The sequence below is a fragment of the Aerococcus sp. Group 2 genome (assembly GCF_905125285.1).
GTDB lineage: Bacteria > Bacillota > Bacilli > Lactobacillales > Aerococcaceae > Aerococcus > Aerococcus urinae_E.
This window is the reverse complement of record NZ_CAJHPA010000005.1, coordinates 28,554-44,292: the sequence shown is the minus strand read 5'-3', so window position 1 is coordinate 44,292 and position 15,739 is coordinate 28,554. Positions and strand designations below refer to the sequence as shown.

Below are 15,739 nucleotides of genomic sequence, written 5' to 3'. Positions count from 1 at the left end.
CTGACAACAAAAAAGTGAAAGGCTGGAAGAAAGAGAAATCAGAAAGGAGCGAATACTTGACTCTTATTCTGACTTGATCCCATCACCCGAGTCAAAAGTCCTCGTCTCACACCCTTTATGAAGTGGACGTCAGGGCTAACTTTTGGAAGACATTTTAATCCGAAAGTCCGTGTAAAAAAAGCTGGGACTTTCGCCCCAGCCTCTTAGTTGAGTTTATTTTTCTGCTAAATAGCGTGACAAGAAGGACTTGGTCCGTTCATGTTGAGGGTGGTTGATCACTTGGTCAGGTTCGCCGTCTTCAACAATGACCCCTTGGTCCATAAAGCAAATTCGCGAAGAAACATCACGAGCAAAGGCCATTTCATGGGTCACCACAATCATAGTTAGGCCTTCTTTAGCGAGTTCAGTCATAGTTCCTAGCACCTCACCGACCATCTCCGGATCCAGAGCCGAGGTCGGTTCATCAAAGAGTAAGATTTCTGGGTCCATAGATAGGGCCCGGGCAATAGCAACCCGTTGTTGTTGCCCACCTGATAGTTGGTCAGGACGAGCATCACGGTAAGGAGCCATGCCTACTTTTTCTAGGTTTTTCAAAGCAGTTTTTTCAGCATCTTTTTTATTTCTTTTCAGAATTTTTTCTTGGCCGATAACACAGTTTTCCAGCACATTCATATTCTTAAACAAGTTGAACTGTTGGAAAACCATGCCTACCTTGGCCCGATATTTATTCTTATCAAAGTTTTTATCTAGGATAGACTGGTCATGGTAGATAATATCACCAGAAGTGGGCTGTTCCAGCAAGTTCATACAGCGTAATAAGGTTGACTTCCCTGATCCTGATGAACCAATAATAGAGATCACATCACCAGGGCTAACCGCAAAGTCAATATCCTTTAAAACCAAATTATCGCCAAACTTCTTCTCTAAGTGAGAAATTGTTAAAATCTCATTTTTCATGAATATTCACCTCACTAGTCGATGATTGATAGACAGTATAAGTATCGCTTCCCGACATCTTCTTTTCCACCAAGCGTAGTAAGCGGGTCGTGGTAAAGGTCAGTACGAAGTAAATAATCGCTGTGATGAAGAAAGTTTGGAAGGTCAGATAGGTAGTCCCTGCTGCCGATTTAGAAACAAAGAATAGTTCAGTAACAGCAATAACATTTAAGACTGAGGTGTCCTTGATATTAATCACAAACTCATTTCCCAAAGCAGGTAATATACTACGGATCGCTTGTGGTAAGACCACATAGGTCATGGTTTGGAAGTGATTCATACCAATTGCTTTAGCCGCTTCTGATTGCCCATCGTCGACACCGATAATCCCACCCCGGATAACTTCAGCGAGGTAAGCACCGGTATTCACTGAAACAATGAGCAAGGCGGCGAACATGGAACTCATATCAATCTCTAGGAATAATTTCGACCCATAGAAAATCATCATGGCTTGGACCATCATTGGGGTCCCACGGAAGACTTCAATATAAGCCGTAATCAAGAACTCAACAACTTTGTATAAGATAGATACTATCCCGCTACTTTCACCAATTGGCATCGACCGATAAATCGCAATCAATAAACCAATTAAAAAGCCGACAATGGTAGATATCAAGGCAATATACATGGTCGTCGCAGCACCTTTAAGCAATTGACCCTTGTAAGTCGACCAGATGCTGGCCACTTCACCCCAAAAGCCAATATCTTCGCCGCGATTATTTAAATCAACCATTTCTTGCATCAGGTTTTCCCGATCCTTATCTGGAATGGTCGATAAAGCTTGGTTAATCGGTTCCATTAAAGGCGAATCTTTGCGGAGCCCCACGGAAGACCAATTAGCAATATCCCCAGTATCAAAGCCCTTCCCTTCATCAAAGGAAACAATCTTTAAATCCGGATTAGCAGCGACAGCAGAGAGGGCCCCCGGCCGGTCGGAAATATAGGCATCAATCTTATTACTTAGCAAGGAAGAGATCATAGTTGGGAAAGAATCCATTGGGGTTTGTTTGTCAATTCCTTGCATTTGATCGAGTAAATCAACGTGGAAAGTATTTAATTGTGCGGTTACCTTGGCCCCATTAAAGTCATTAATGGATTGGGCATTGGCATAAGGACCATCCTTTAAGGTCACTACAACCATGTCTGAGCCATAATATTCATCGGTAAAATCGATTTGTTTTTCCCGTTCAGGTGTCGGCGACATCCCCGCTACAATGGCATCAATCTTAGCCGATTGTAAGGCCGGTGGTAAACCATCCCATTCCATCTTTACGATTTCTAGCTTTAGCCCTAAAGCATCGGCAATTTGCTTGGCTATTTGCACATCGTAACCATTAGCATATTCCCCGCTAGCGTTAGAAATTTCGATGGCGCCATTAGCGTCTGTCGTTTGACTCCAATTATAGGGAGCATAATTTGCTTCCATCCCTACTCTTAATACACCAGGTGTCTCTAATCCCTGATTAAGAGCTTCTTGATCAACCTCAATCTTTGGCTGATTTTCAGCAGCATCTACCCTTAGTGGACTAGCTAAACCAACTAAAAGGGATAAGGTTAACAAGAGAAAAGAAAGCGCAGCTCCAAATCTCTTTGACATATATCTTCGCTCCAATCTTCTATTTGAATGGTTCTAAAATAAGAAATAAAAGTTATATTCACAAAGCTCTCTACTCCCTTATTGATAGAACATTTCTCTATTATAGACCAAAGGAAGTCCATAGTTCAAGAATAGCAAAAAATATCCAAATAAAAAGCCCTGCTAGGTCTAACTAGACCAAAAGCAGGGACTTTTCATCACGATTACCCGTTCATGTCTTTAATTTTGATCATCCGGGTCTTAGTCGACCGCTCATTCTCTTCTAATTTACTTTGAATATAAGCGATCGTTTCCTTGGTATCAGGAATCACCCGATATTCCAAGGCATTCACCCGTCGTCTGGTTGATTCAATATCATCAGCCATTAACTGACAGGTCTTTTCAATTTCACTGAGTTCTAATAACTTAGGCATGACTTGATTTAAGGTTGCAATCGCGTCATCTAACTCACTTGCAGTATTTAAGAAACTATAAGTGTTACGGTCCTTACCTTCTTGGTATTCATCTGAATAGTGAAAATTCATCTTAGGAACATCGACACTCATAATATTTTCATGACGAATTTCAAGTTCCACACTCTGACTAGGTATGGCCACTAATTCATCAATGTAAGCCTCGTTAACTAGGGCAGATGCAAGCACAAAATTTTCCAGAGCTAAGGATAGGTCCGCTTCAACCTCTTGACGAAGCTCATTATTTTTTCGAATGAGGTCAATAAACTGACGCATTAGCTCATCTTGCTTATCTTTTAACAATTTATGGCCGCGAGTTGCTATGGAAAGATTGCCTTGGAGTTTTTGCAATTCCATCCGAGTAGGCTTAACATTTAAAGCATTTGCCATAAAATATCACCCCTTCTTCACTAGGCCTCTTCATGACTTTCTTGGTCAGCTTGCTTATTGTCTGATTCTTGATCTTCCTCTTCCTGATCAGATTTCGGATAGTATTTTTCAATATACTTATCATTAATCCGAGTTAATTCTGATTTTGGTAGGATGGTTAATAATTGCCAAGCCAGGTCTAAGGTTTCATAGATCGTTCGGTTAGTATCGAAACCTTGGTTGACATATTCTTTTTCAAAACGCTCAGCAAATTTTAAGTAAAGTTTATCCGTATCAGAAAGAGCTGATTCACCTAAGACAACCGCTAATTCACGCGCTTCTTTCCCCTTGGCATAGGCTGCAAAGAGTTGGTTCATGGTATCGGCATGGTCTTCGCGGGTTTTTCCTTCACCGGTCCCATCATCTTTTAGACGTGACAAGGAAGGTAATACATCAATCGGAGGAGTAATCCCTTGGTGGTTCAATTCCTTATCCAAAATAATTTGTCCTTCAGTAATATAACCAGTTAAGTCAGGAATTGGGTGGGTAATATCATCTTCAGGCATGGTTAAAATTGGAATTTGAGTCACTGAACCTTTAGCGTCCTTAATTCGACCGGCACGTTCATAGATTCCGGCCAAGTCGGTATAAAGGTAACCAGGATAGCCACGACGTCCCGGCACTTCCCGTCGAGCAGCAGACACTTCCCGCAAGGCTTCACAATAGTTAGTCATGTCTGTCATGATCACTAAGACGTGCATGTCTTTTTCATAGGCTAGGTATTCAGCTGCCGTTAAGGCCACCTTAGGAGTAGCTAAACGTTCAATGGAAGGATCATCGGCCAAGTTGATAAACATTACTGACCGGTCAATAGCCCCAGTTTCTTTAAAACTATCAATGAAGAATTGAGCGTCCTCGAAGGTGACCCCCATAGCGGCAAACACAACCGCAAAGTTTTCATCATCATTTAAAACAGTCGCTTGGCGGGCAATTTGGGCAGCTAATTCCTTATGGGGCAAACCAGATCCAGAGAAGATGGGTAATTTTTGTCCCCGGACTAAGGAGTTCATATGGTCAATGGTTGAAATCCCGGTTTGGATAAATTCATCCGGGTATTCCCGGGCCATGGGGTTGATCACCTGACCATTAACATCACGGGATTGTTCTGGAATCGGTGTTGGGCCACCATCAACCACATTCCCTAAACCATCAAAAGTTCGGCCAATAATGTCCTCTGACACACCGAATTCCAAAGGATGGCCTTGGAAACGAACCCGGGAGTCACGGATATTAATCCCTGAGCCACCTCCATAAATTTGGACAATGGCCTTGTCTTCTTGAACTTCAAGCACTTCCCCAATGCGGGACTCGCCGTTTTGCATTTTAATTTCAACAAGTTCGTTATAGCCAACACCTGATACGTCATCGACAACCATTAACGGGCCCGAAATATCAACAATGGATTTATATTCTCTTTGCACTATTTCACGCCTCCTTTTTGAACAACTTCCTGCATAGTCGGTTTGATTGAATTGTTCAAGTCATCCAACTTGGAAATTTCAGCTTCTGGAACATATTTCATCCGGGCGATTTGCTCACGAATGGTTGAAGTTCCTTCCACAATCTCATCATAATAAGCCCCTAATTCCATGGCTTTACGCGCTTCACTGTTGAAAGCTAGAATATTTCTTAACATCTTAAACTGCTTTTCTGAAGAAGTCTTGGTGTCGACTTCATCATAAGAGTTTTGTTGTAAATAATCTTCTCTTAACATACGAGCGATAACCAGAGTCAGACGGTCTTCTTGAGACAGGGCATCCACACCAACTAAGCGGACAATTTCTTGGAGGCTATCCTCTTCTTGTAGAATCGCCATAGACTTAGTGACCATACCCGTCCAATCCACATCGAGTTCTTTTGAAATTCCCTCTGTCACTTCTTTTTGATAGAGAGAATAAGAATCCAGCCAGTTAACCGCTGGGAAGTGTCTTTGTTGGGAGAGGGTAGCATCCAATCCCCAATAAACCTTAATCACCCGCATGGTATTTTGGGTAACTGGTTCTGAGGTATCTCCCCCTGGAGGTGAAACCGCACCTACTGCGGTAACTGCTCCACGACGTTCATCAGAGCCCAGAGTCTCAACCATTCCGGCACGTTCATAGTATTCAGCCAAACGACTACCCAAATAAGCTGGATAACCTTCGTCCCCTGGCATTTCTTCCAAACGCCCTGACATTTCCCGCAAGGCTTCAGCCCAACGAGAAGTCGAGTCAGCCATGATAGCCACAGAATATCCCATGTCACGGAAATATTCAGCGATGGTTATCCCTGTATAGATCGAGGCTTCCCGGGCTGCCACTGGCATGTTTGAAGTATTAGCAATCAAGACCGTCCGTTCCATGATCGATTCACCAGTTTTAGGGTCAATCAATTTAGGAAATTCATCAATAACTTCGGTCATCTCGTTACCACGTTCACCACAACCAACGTAGACCACAATGTCAGCGTCAGCATACTTGGCAACTTGGTGTTGCAAGACGGTTTTCCCAGCACCGAAAGGCCCAGGGATGGCTGCTGCCCCGCCCTTTGTAATTGGGAAGAAGGTATCAATGACCCGTTGCCCTGTCGTCATAATTTCATGAGGTAAGAATTTTTGCTTAAAGGGTCTCCCAACACGCACAGGCCAACGTTGAGACATACCGAAGGATTTTACTTGGTCACTGTCTTTTAAGCGAATCGAATAGACATCATCATCGAGGGTATAGTCGCCTGATTCAATGCTTTCAATGGTCCCACTCACCCCGTTAGGAACGAGGATGCGGTGTTCAATCACTGATCCTTCTTGAACGGTACCTACAATATCACCACTGACTACCTCATCACCTACTGATTTAGTAGCTTGGAAAGTCCACACTGCTTGGTGGTCAAGGGAATCGACTTCTGATCCTCTAACCAGGTAATTCGACTCAGTGACTTGCATAAATTCATCTAAGGGACGTTGGATCCCATCAAACATTTTGGTTAACAATCCAGGCCCCAACTCTACAGAGAGTGGAGATCCCGTTGGGTGAACGGGTTCGCCTGGTTTAATTCCTGAGGTTTCTTCATAAACCTGAATATAAGCCACGTCTTGATGCATTTCAATAATTTCACCGATGAGGTTTAAATTTCCTACCCGGCAAACTTCTTGAACAGCTGCATCGTCCATATCTTTGGCTTTTACTAAAGGACCAGAAACTTCAATAATTTTTCCTGATTTCAACTAGTTTCCTCCTTCATCCTATAAAATATTTTGTCCAACAGCTTTTTCGACATTATCATTCACACGTTTCTTACCAATTCCCAAGCTGCCATTATTTGTTGGAATAAGAATAATTGCTGGAGTGACTTGGGAATCGTAAAAAGAAATGGTTTCTGGGATCTCCTTGGCAAGACTTTCTGTCAAATAAATAATCCCATAATTATTTTCAGCTAAATGATGGATGGTACGGCGAGCTTCGTCGCCACTAACCACAGGATAAGCGTCAAAACCAATGAGTTGAAAAGCAGTGACAACTTGTTTTTCACCAACTACTCCTATTTTACTCGTCATATATCGGCCGCATCCTTTCTTTTAGCTTATTTTCATCAATTTGGTTACTCTTACCAACAAGTATCAAGCGCAAATTGGTCACTTCGTTATTTAAAAAGTAGAGATAAGCCAAGACTGGTAGGGGACCAAAGGCTTGTAAACGCGCATCACGCAAGTGGTCACTAATGACGCCTTCAATAGCCGCATCTAAGCCATCGAGGGAAATTCTATCTTGATTGGATAGTTCACTTTCCGTTTCAGATAAGACTTGGCTAAAATGTTCCCCATAATCCTTCACTTCATAGGCCTTAAAAATACTGGAATAATCCTTTTTCTCAGCCCATTCTAAGAGTGAAGAAAGCGGAATAGAGCCGTGTTCATTGAGTAATGAACGAATGAAGGAACTCGACCGCTTCTGTTGCATGGCACGTAGTAAAAGAGATAAATTCTCTAAATCAATCCGTAAAGCCACCCATTCAGTCACCTGGTCATCATCAATGGCTAAAGCTAAATAGTGAATGTGGGACAAATAAGCGTCATCGAGCATCACCGAAATGTCATTAATTTGTTTGGTGTCCTCAACGTAGGTCCTCACCGTATCAATAGCTTCAAGCATGCGCTGATCAATGACCGATGACTTGCCAGTTTTTATCGCCTGCCGCAAACTATCTATCTGATAGGGGCCGGCTGGCAAATACATATGATGAAAGTCTTGGTCACTAAATAACTCTTTAAAAATAACCTTGGCGTTATGATAGCTATACCGCAGACCTAAAAGATCGACTACCTTTTGGTCAGGAATGTTTTGATAAACTTCTTGCATAGCCTGCATGAGCCGGTCGATTAAGAAACCATCAAAATCACGACTTGATAGAATGTCATCAGGAATCCGATAAGCACTATGCTGTAATTGAGCGATAGCGTCTTCCAAGTTTTTGGCGCTTAGTAAGGCTTGATAGTCGCTCTTATCCAGGAATTCTTCTTCATGGATACGTACAGTGACATTTAAACTCGCATAACTTGTTTCAGTCACAGCTATCTTCTCCCTTCTAATCATTCAATTGTTTAGCAACGTAGACAGATAGATGATCTTCTTGTTCACGAATCAATTGGTCAAAAGTCAGATCATAGTTCATGGTTTCTTGCTCGATCACTACCCCACCATGTCCTTTAAGTAAGTCTTGGCTAAAGCGAATGTGGGGATATTTTTCTTGCAGGTTTAGCTTAGCCTCTTGGCCCAGTTGCTTTTGGCTCAGTTCTCCAATAACAATTTGGGTATTTTCTGCTTGTGGAATTGCTGAAAGCGCCTGGTCCAGCATACTGACAAAGTCCGCTTGACTGAGTTGGCTTAAGGCCAGTTGGGCTTCTTTAAATGCCTGCTGAATTAATTCTTGCTTCTTAGCTAAGAGGTCTTGATTTAATTGATTACTATAACTTTGCTTTTGTCTTTCTAGATTATCATGATAGTCACGTTCAGCTTTTTCTTTTTGCTTTTGCCATTTGGCCTGGCTTTGCTCCTTGGCATCACTTATGTCTTTTTCTAATGTTGCTTCGGCATGATCCAGCTTGGCTTCATTTTCTGAACGGACTTCTTTGTACACTTCTTCAGTTAGTTGCTTAATTGTAGCCATATCCGTCCTCCTTTATCATGCTTAGCTAATTGAAAAGACCATCATTACTGAAATAACCAAGGCTAAAATCGCATAAGTTTCCACCATGATCGCTAGGATGATCCCGTTAACATTGTTTTCAGGGCGTTTTGCTAGAATCTGTAAGGAAGAAGTTGCCACTTGACCTTGATATTTAGCAGACACTAAACCAACAAAAGCTACTGGTAGGCTAGCTAAGAAATATTGGAAACCTTGACTTAAACTCATTCCTGCACTGGCTTGAATGAAGATCAAAATCCCTACCACGAAACCATATAAACCTTGAGTACCTGGCAGAAGTTGTAAGATTAAGGCTTGCACAAATTTTTCGGGTTGGTCTTTAATTAAGGCTGCAGCAGCTTCCCCTGTTTCACCAACACCACGGGCAGAACCCATACCTGCTAAAATAACCGCTAAGGCTGCACCTAAATAGGTAAATAAAATTCCGCCGTTTTCAGTTAAAAATCCTAACCAATTTTCCATTAATGTATACCTCCATTATTTATTTTCTACATTTTCATTAACGTCCGATAAATGAATATACTTTTGTAAGGTGTCAATCGGCTTAAAGCGACGTCCCCCACCTTCAACAAACTTACCAAAGAATTCCACGAAAGTAAGTCTGAGTCCGTGCACATAAGCACTTAAGAGTGAAAGGAACATGTTAAAGCCGTGCAGGGCAACAATCAATACGATCCCCACTGTAAAACGAAGTGGGACGGGTAATAAGCCCACAATCATATTGAAGGCCATGGCGATGCTCCCCCCAGATAGCCCTAAGGCCATCAGTCTTGAATAGGAAACAAAGTCACCTAAATAGGAACTCACGCCATATAAGTTATATAACCCACTGGCAAAACCAACAATTTTCTTATCAGCATAAACCATAGGGACAATAATCATACCGATAGCCGCTATAATTGCAATTACACCCGCTATCGTCATTAGCATGGGGTAATTGAAGACATAGCCAGCAATGACTAAGGCTAAACTCAAGAACATCAGTAGCCAGCCACCACTTTCGCTATACATTTCCTGGAAGTCGCCACGGCGCCATTCCGTCACTGCCTTAATAATTAAAGCGACCATCATGTGAACAAAACCAAAAGCAATCGAAATAATCAATAATTGCATGGCTTGGTTCAAGGGATCAATTAATTTAAAAGGTAATGAAGCCCCAAAGAATGACCCATAGGCTAGCCCCACCAACATCGTTGTATAACTTAGCAAGTGGCCCATTTTCATGGTGCTACGCATGGAAGCTTTCATATCGACAAACTTTAGAGCCAAGAAAGTAACAATCCACATCACTAAACCATAGCCCAAGTCTCCCATCATCATCCCAAAAAACAGCATATAGAATGGGGTGAGATACGGGGTTGGGTCCGTTTCACGATAATTAGGTGTGGCATACATCAGCGTAATGGCTTCAAAGGGTTCAACTAAGGCATTATTCTCTAACTTAATCGGAACTTGATCATCATCAATTTCTTTTTGACTAATTTCCTCTTTAATCAGCGCATATTGATTGTCATCCAAATCAAGAGCAAGTTGCTGCTCCAATTTTTCCAGGTCTTGGACACTCACCCAACCTTTAATATAGGTAAGATAGTTGGTATCATGCGCTAAATCTTCAACCAGAGCCCGCTGACTGCGATTATAGAATGTTTCAGAAGCAAGCTGTAAATTGAAAATTTGCGCTTCCAAACTCCTAAAGTTTTCCACTAATTCTTGTTCCCTACGATTGAGCCATAAGCGGTGGTCCTCTAAGGCATCATACACCTTATCGGGAGCTTCATGGTAAGGGTAGTCCCACAGTTCAAAGTGACTATTATTTAGCAAGTCACTATAGGAATTGTCGTCCCTTTCATCTTGAAGCAGGACAACCCCAATATGTTCCTGGGTAGAAAAAACTTCCTCAATCGCTAGACCATCAGCTGCTTTAATCTTATTAAAATAGGACCGGTCCTCATCATTAGGTAAGTAGCCTAAGAAGGCTTTAAAGTGTTTACTTGCCAATAAATCACTAGGATTTATTGATAGAGCCCGCCAATTACTAATGGTATTTTGAGCTTGTTCGACTTTTTGCCTTTGTTCGATGAGGTCTTGGCGGTCTTTAGATAATTGTTCAATCTCTTGAATAAGGGATTGGGCTTGATCAACGTCAACCGCTTTAATTAATTCGCTCATGGTATATGTGGGACGCTTGGTCGTCAATCGACTCAAAAGCGGCTGGATAGTTAAGTAGCGTGACAAGGTTGTTAAAGCTTGCTCTGACCGCCGGTACCAACTTTGATAGTAGTCATATTGGCGGTTGTTTTTCTTAGCAAGTTCTTCACTTGAAAGCTCCTGATCTTCACTACTTAAGTCGCTAATTTCCACATTTTGTACACCTTGCAGGGATTGAATTAATTCTTCTTTATCTGTAGGCTTGGTGATCAATGAAATTTTTTGCATTTTAGCAATTGACATATACCTTTTTCACCTCCTCTACAATATAGTCAACAATACTTGCTTCTTGGGCTTGATAATCCTCAACCAGCTTAGCGATTCTTTTCTGATTCTTCTCATCACCTTGGCGCTTGTAGCTTTCCAACGCTTCTTGATTAGAGCTTGCTAAAGATTCGACATATTGGCGATATTCCGCTTTTGCTTCTTGCTCAAATTGCTCAATTTGGCTGTCTTTTTCGTCTTCTAGCTCTTGAATTTTTGCTTGGGTTGCTTCACTTAATTGATTGGCCTCCTCATCAACAGCTAAGACCTGCGCCAATGTCTGATTTTCCATACTTTCACCCCCCTCACATACCTAGCCTATCTAGCAAAATCTTTGAAAAAAGGGAAGTTCGACGTGACCAAACTTCCCACAACTATTTTTTATATATTTTTGACCAAGACAGACTTTGGCGTATATACTAATGTACTACAATAAAAAGATACCACATTTGTTAACAAAGGGTCAATTGATACCCTTTATGTATATATTATAAGCTGCTTTTTATGGAACAGCAATAAAAAGATAAGCTTTCTTTTCAGGCTGAACGATTTTCCCTATAATAAAATCATTACAAATAAAGGAGCCCATCCCATGACCACTATTCTTATGAGCCAAGCGCTCGACTCGAAGCTATATCAGGATTCACTTACCATTAGAAAGCAAGTCTTTATTGAGGAGCAAGGCATCAACCCAGCAATTGAAATCGATGACTTAGAAGCCCATTGCTTCCACTTCTGTCTCTATCGAAATGACCAGGCGCTTGCGACATGTCGACTCTATCCTTTGAACCAAGAGGAAATAAAAATGCAACGGTTTGCAGTCTCTAAAAATGCCCGTCATTTAGGCTACGGGCAAGCTTTAATGGAAGCCTGCCTAAAATTTGCTAAAGACCATCATTACTCAAGCTGTGTCCTCGATGCCCAAGTAACAGCCATTCCCTTCTATTTAAAACTCGGTTTTAAAATTAAAAGCGAGGTCTTTTTAGAAGCGGGGATTAAGCACCGTAAGATGGCTTATGCCTTAAGATAAAAAAATTATTTTTCTTTATCAATGCGTTCAATAACAAAGGGTGTTTCTTGGTAAACATAATAGTTTAACCAATTAGTAAATAACATATTTGAGGTTGACCGCCATCTCAGTAAAGGTTTTTTATTGGGATTATCTTCGGGATAATAATTCAATGGCACCTTGATTTCTATCCCTTCATTGATATCTCGCTTATATTCCCGGTCCAGCGTATCAGCGTCATATTCCACATGACCAAAGATAAAGACAAAACGTTGGTCCTTGCTATGGACAGCGGTTATTCCCGTTTCTGGTGAGGAAATAAGCACTTCCAGATCGGGATTGGCCTCGATATCCTCGCGACGGACTTCAGTATAGCGGGAATGAGGGATATAGAAGACATCATCTAAGCCCCGTAGTAGGGAAATTTCCGGATGGTCCATGTATTGGGGATAAACTCCAAAAAGTTTATGTTCCAAGGAATATTTCTTGATGCCAAAGTGATGGTATAGACCGGCCTGGGCTCCCCAACAAATATGGAGGGTAGAGAAAACATGGTTAGAGCTCCACTCCATAATGTCAACTAATTCATCCCAATAATTAACTTCTTCAAAATCCAATTGCTCTACTGGCGCTCCGGTGATAATCATGCCATCAAAGTAACGATCTTTAATATCAGCAAAGGTCCGGTAAAAAGTATTCAGGTGTTTAGCTGAGGTATTTTTTGCCTTATGGGACTGCATGTGAATGAAGGTGACATTAACCTGTAGGGCAGAATTACTTAACAGCCGCAACAATTGCTCTTCAGTGGCCTCTTTGGTCGGCATTAAATTGACAATAATGACTTCCAGCGAACGAAAGTCTTGCATGGCCGCGCGACGTTCATCCATGACAAAGATATTCTCACTAGCCAATTTCTTTAAAGCAGGTAAATTTTCTTGTACTTTTATGGGCATGATCCCCATTCCTCCATTCCATAAAAAAAGTCCCTACAGCATGAATACTCATACTATAAGGACGCTTCACCGTGTTACCACCCTACTTCGTAATCGATTGATTACCTCTCATCTACACTATCATGTAGTGGTAAGTTATCGATTACCAAGCGCTAAGTGTTCACCATTGCTCACAATTAGTTGCTCATAGACCATCTTCAATCAGCGCCTCATACTCTCTTTCACCAAACAGAGCTCGCTCAAATAATTAACTGACTTACTTATCTATTCAAAGCTTACTTTTTATGTTATTGATCTCATTTTATCGGTTGTAACTATCTTTGTCAAGATAGGACTAGGATAAGTAAAGCAGAAACTGAGAAGCAATTGAAAAATAGATTAAAACACTGGTCAAGTCACTTAAAGTCGTAATAAAGGGGCCAGAAGCCACTGCCGGGTCAAAGCCAAGCCGGTCCATAAGGAGGGGAATGATGCTTCCTGCTAAATTTGCCACGGTAATCGCGCATAGCATAGCTACCCCAACGACCAGACCCAAGACCATATTCTTTTGCCAGAGGGTAATAATTAGGAAAATCGTTCCCCCAGTAATCAGTCCACAAATTAAACCCGTAAACAGTTCGCGAAAGATCAATTGAAGAAAGGTAGACTCTTCATTATCTGGATTAGCAATTTTTCTCACAGCAACCGCTAAGGACTGAGTCCCTGCATTACCTGAGGTCCCGGTAATTAAGGTAATAAATAAAGATAAAGTGGCCACTTCAGAAATCATATCCTCAAAATGACCAATCAAGGTAGAAGTCCCCATCCCCAAAAACAAGAGAGTAATTAACCAAGGTAAACGTGACTGGGCTGATTTGACTGGTGTTTGATAAGGTTCATCAACCGACACCCCAGCCAATCCAGAGTAGTCAGCCACGGCTTCTTCATCCATAACATCCAAGATATCATCAACCGTAATAATCCCTAGTAACTCCCCGGTCGCTTCAATAACGGGAATAGCTAGGAAGTCATAGTCTTGAATGGTTCTAGCCACATCTTGTTGGTTATCATCAACCGACACCGTCACCACCCGTGGCGACATGGCTTCAGAAACTAGCCGGTTAGCATCAGAGGTGATTAAATCTCTCAGGGTGAGAACCCCGACTAAACGGGAATCATCATCGACAACATAGAGATAATAAATGGTTTCAGCATTCTCAGCTTTGGCCCTCACTAGAGTCATGGCCGATTTAATGGTTTGATTGGCCTTAATCTGGACGAATTCGGTTGTCATAATTGCCCCAGCAGTTTCATCTTCATAATCCATTAAGGTCTTAATCTTTTCCGCTTGTTCGATGGGAATTAGGCGCATATAATGGACAATTTTATTAGGAGAAAATTTTTTCAGGATATCCGCTGCATTATCCCGGTACATTTCTCCCAGCATATTGGCTGCATATTGGTCATCCATGGCCTCTAAATAATCAATAATATCTTCTTGCTCATCCTCATCCAAAACGTCATAAACATCGGCTAATTCCTTAGCTGAGATATATTGGTAAAGCAGACGACGTTCTTCATCACTTAGTTTGATATAAATTTTGGCTTGGTCATAAGGATGGTTCTTAAAAAATTCATAACGCAAAGCCGACTGATCATGTTTAGCTAAGGCTTCTTTAACGCGGTCAACAATTTCTTCAGGAGTCAATTCCTCTTCTTGTTCTGGCTTAGAACTGCTAAGTCTTTTTTGTTCTTGATCCTTCATTTAGGCGTCCCCCTTTTGATAACTAGCTAACCAAGTTTTAAAGTCTTGGGATAAAGGTGCTTCAATCACTAAATCTTCCTGGGTTAAAGGCTGCTTGAAGGCCAGGCGCTGACAGTGTAAAGCCTGACCAGCCAGCCCGGCTTCCTGACTACCACCGTAGAGGTCGTCCCCACAAAGAGGGGCGCCTAGATAAGCAAAGTGGACTCTAATTTGATGAGTACGTCCGGTATGGAGTTGAACCCGATAGCGGTACAATCCAGCCTGGCTATCCTCCAACCAATACTCTGTCTTAGCGTGTTGACCATCTGCTCTGACACAGCGTTCGATAATTGAGCCCTCCTTGCGACCAATCGGCGCTTCAATCAGGCCATGCTGGTCTGCCCCGATAGCAGAATGGGTAAAGGCTAAATACTGCTTATTGATGCCGCCAGACTGCATTAATTGATCGATTTGTGAATGTGCATACTTGTGCTTAGCAAAGATCATCGCTCCACTCGTAAAGCGGTCTAAACGGGTCACGACATGGATGACTTGGTTTTCATAATTTTGATTAACAAAATAGCCTTTAACAAAATTAGCCATGGAGTATTCATCCTTAAATTGTGAAGGAATGGAGGTGTAGCCAGCCGGTTTATTAACAATTAAATAATCGCGGTCTTCATAAAGAATATCCAAAGGAAAATCCACCGCCATAATTTGATCTTGGCTGCCCTCAGCTGGGTAGATGATGGTCACTTGGTCTCCCAAAGAAAGGAAGTGTTTACTCCCAACTCGCTTATTATTAACTAAAATAGTCCCCCCATGGTATTTGATTTTAGCCAGTTGACGGCGGGAAACGCCTTTCTGCCTAAGAAAAGTCTTCACATATACTTCCTGGTCACAAGTCCATGAGAAAAATAACATAAG

At 41.8% G+C, this 15,739-nt stretch carries 15 protein-coding genes and 1 other annotated feature; of the genes, 1 reads left to right on the top strand and 14 read right to left on the bottom strand.

The window, feature by feature from the left end; genetic code table 11:
• Nucleotides 1–213: 213 nt before the first annotated feature.
• The 11 genes from JFU01_RS07215 to JFU01_RS07165 all read right to left on the bottom strand — a co-directional run bounded on the left by JFU01_RS07215 (nt 214) and on the right by JFU01_RS07165 (nt 11,419).
• Entirely contained in the window at nt 214–957 is a 744-nt protein-coding gene (locus JFU01_RS07215; protein ID WP_269775745.1) for an amino acid ABC transporter ATP-binding protein, read from the bottom strand.
• Nucleotides 947–2,593: an ABC transporter permease subunit gene (locus tag JFU01_RS07210; protein ID WP_195856417.1), complete on the bottom strand. Its 1,647-nt coding sequence runs from the start codon at nt 2,591–2,593 to the stop codon at nt 947–949. Before JFU01_RS07210 ends, JFU01_RS07215 begins: the two co-directional genes overlap by 11 nt.
• A gap of 203 nt (nt 2,594–2,796) precedes the next feature.
• Nucleotides 2,797–3,435 carry a V-type ATP synthase subunit D gene (locus JFU01_RS07205; RefSeq protein WP_013669305.1) on the bottom strand — a complete coding sequence of 213 codons (639 nt, stop codon included), beginning with the start codon at nt 3,433–3,435 and terminating at the stop codon, nt 2,797–2,799.
• A 20-nt stretch (nt 3,436–3,455) separates the two neighbouring features.
• Nucleotides 3,456–4,895, bottom strand: coding sequence for a V-type ATP synthase subunit B (locus JFU01_RS07200; protein ID WP_195856416.1), 1,440 nt, complete (start codon nt 4,893–4,895; stop codon nt 3,456–3,458).
• Entirely contained in the window at nt 4,895–6,676 is a 1,782-nt protein-coding gene (locus JFU01_RS07195) for a V-type ATP synthase subunit A (protein WP_195856415.1), read from the bottom strand. The genes JFU01_RS07200 and JFU01_RS07195 overlap by 1 nt, the downstream gene beginning before the upstream one ends.
• 18 nt (nt 6,677–6,694) lie before the next feature.
• Complete coding sequence (locus JFU01_RS07190; protein ID WP_070559324.1) at nt 6,695–7,006, bottom strand: V-type ATP synthase subunit F; 312 nt, start codon at nt 7,004–7,006, stop codon at nt 6,695–6,697.
• Nucleotides 6,996–8,018, bottom strand: coding sequence for a V-type ATPase subunit (locus JFU01_RS07185; protein WP_195856414.1), 1,023 nt, complete (start codon nt 8,016–8,018; stop codon nt 6,996–6,998). Before JFU01_RS07185 ends, JFU01_RS07190 begins: the two co-directional genes overlap by 11 nt.
• Before the next feature lie 16 nt (nt 8,019–8,034).
• On the bottom strand, nt 8,035–8,616 hold the full coding sequence (locus JFU01_RS07180; protein WP_195856413.1) for a V-type ATP synthase subunit E: 582 nt from the start codon (nt 8,614–8,616) through the stop codon (nt 8,035–8,037).
• A gap of 21 nt (nt 8,617–8,637) precedes the next feature.
• Nucleotides 8,638–9,117, bottom strand: coding sequence for a V-type ATP synthase subunit K (locus tag JFU01_RS07175; protein ID WP_013668531.1), 480 nt, complete (start codon nt 9,115–9,117; stop codon nt 8,638–8,640).
• 15 nt (nt 9,118–9,132) lie between these two features.
• On the bottom strand, nt 9,133–11,106 hold the full coding sequence (locus JFU01_RS07170) for a V-type ATP synthase subunit I (protein ID WP_195856412.1): 1,974 nt from the start codon (nt 11,104–11,106) through the stop codon (nt 9,133–9,135).
• The gene (locus tag JFU01_RS07165; protein WP_195856411.1) at nt 11,093–11,419 is read right to left on the bottom strand and encodes a hypothetical protein; all 327 of its coding nucleotides are present in this window, start codon (nt 11,417–11,419) and stop codon (nt 11,093–11,095) included. Before JFU01_RS07165 ends, JFU01_RS07170 begins: the two co-directional genes overlap by 14 nt.
• A 300-nt stretch (nt 11,420–11,719) precedes the next feature.
• Here JFU01_RS07165 and JFU01_RS07160 point away from each other — a divergent pair, with 300 nt between their 5' ends.
• Nucleotides 11,720–12,157, top strand: a complete 438-nt coding sequence (locus JFU01_RS07160; protein WP_195856410.1) for a GNAT family N-acetyltransferase — start codon at nt 11,720–11,722, stop codon at nt 12,155–12,157.
• Between the two features lie 5 nt (nt 12,158–12,162).
• On the opposite strand, the gene metA is transcribed toward JFU01_RS07160, so the two are convergent.
• The 3 genes from metA to JFU01_RS07145 all read right to left on the bottom strand — a co-directional run bounded on the left by metA (nt 12,163) and on the right by JFU01_RS07145 (nt 15,736).
• The gene (gene metA, locus JFU01_RS07155) at nt 12,163–13,089 is read right to left on the bottom strand and encodes a homoserine O-acetyltransferase MetA (RefSeq protein ID WP_195856409.1); all 927 of its coding nucleotides are present in this window, start codon (nt 13,087–13,089) and stop codon (nt 12,163–12,165) included.
• Nucleotides 13,090–13,143: 54 nt separating this feature from the next.
• Nucleotides 13,144–13,370: a binding site (T-box leader), on the bottom strand.
• Between the two features lie 53 nt (nt 13,371–13,423).
• Nucleotides 13,424–14,833 carry a magnesium transporter gene (mgtE, locus tag JFU01_RS07150; protein WP_111890383.1) on the bottom strand — a complete coding sequence of 470 codons (1,410 nt, stop codon included), beginning with the start codon at nt 14,831–14,833 and terminating at the stop codon, nt 13,424–13,426.
• Complete coding sequence (locus JFU01_RS07145; protein WP_195856408.1) at nt 14,834–15,736, bottom strand: RluA family pseudouridine synthase; 903 nt, start codon at nt 15,734–15,736, stop codon at nt 14,834–14,836.
• Between the last annotated feature and the right edge of the window lie 3 nt (nt 15,737–15,739).

What these genes read in the sequence shown, in the direction of transcription:
- mgtE (WP_111890383.1), bottom strand. Translation starts at nt 14,833, where the DNA reads ATGAAGGATCAAGAACAAAAAAGACTTAGCAGTTCTAAGCCAGAACAA.
- JFU01_RS07205 (WP_013669305.1), bottom strand. Translation starts at nt 3,435, where the DNA reads ATGGCAAATGCTTTAAATGTTAAGCCTACTCGGATGGAATTGCAAAAA.
- JFU01_RS07165 (WP_195856411.1), bottom strand. Translation starts at nt 11,419, where the DNA reads ATGGAAAATCAGACATTGGCGCAGGTCTTAGCTGTTGATGAGGAGGCC.
- JFU01_RS07180 (WP_195856413.1), bottom strand. Translation starts at nt 8,616, where the DNA reads ATGGCTACAATTAAGCAACTAACTGAAGAAGTGTACAAAGAAGTCCGT.
- JFU01_RS07170 (WP_195856412.1), bottom strand. Translation starts at nt 11,106, where the DNA reads ATGTCAATTGCTAAAATGCAAAAAATTTCATTGATCACCAAGCCTACA.
- JFU01_RS07190 (WP_070559324.1), bottom strand. Translation starts at nt 7,006, where the DNA reads ATGACGAGTAAAATAGGAGTAGTTGGTGAAAAACAAGTTGTCACTGCT.
- metA (WP_195856409.1), bottom strand. Translation starts at nt 13,089, where the DNA reads ATGCCCATAAAAGTACAAGAAAATTTACCTGCTTTAAAGAAATTGGCT.
- JFU01_RS07175 (WP_013668531.1), bottom strand. Translation starts at nt 9,117, where the DNA reads ATGGAAAATTGGTTAGGATTTTTAACTGAAAACGGCGGAATTTTATTT.
- JFU01_RS07160 (WP_195856410.1), top strand. Translation starts at nt 11,720, where the DNA reads ATGACCACTATTCTTATGAGCCAAGCGCTCGACTCGAAGCTATATCAG.
- JFU01_RS07145 (WP_195856408.1), bottom strand. Translation starts at nt 15,736, where the DNA reads ATGTTATTTTTCTCATGGACTTGTGACCAGGAAGTATATGTGAAGACT.
- JFU01_RS07210 (WP_195856417.1), bottom strand. Translation starts at nt 2,593, where the DNA reads ATGTCAAAGAGATTTGGAGCTGCGCTTTCTTTTCTCTTGTTAACCTTA.
- JFU01_RS07215 (WP_269775745.1), bottom strand. Translation starts at nt 957, where the DNA reads ATGAAAAATGAGATTTTAACAATTTCTCACTTAGAGAAGAAGTTTGGC.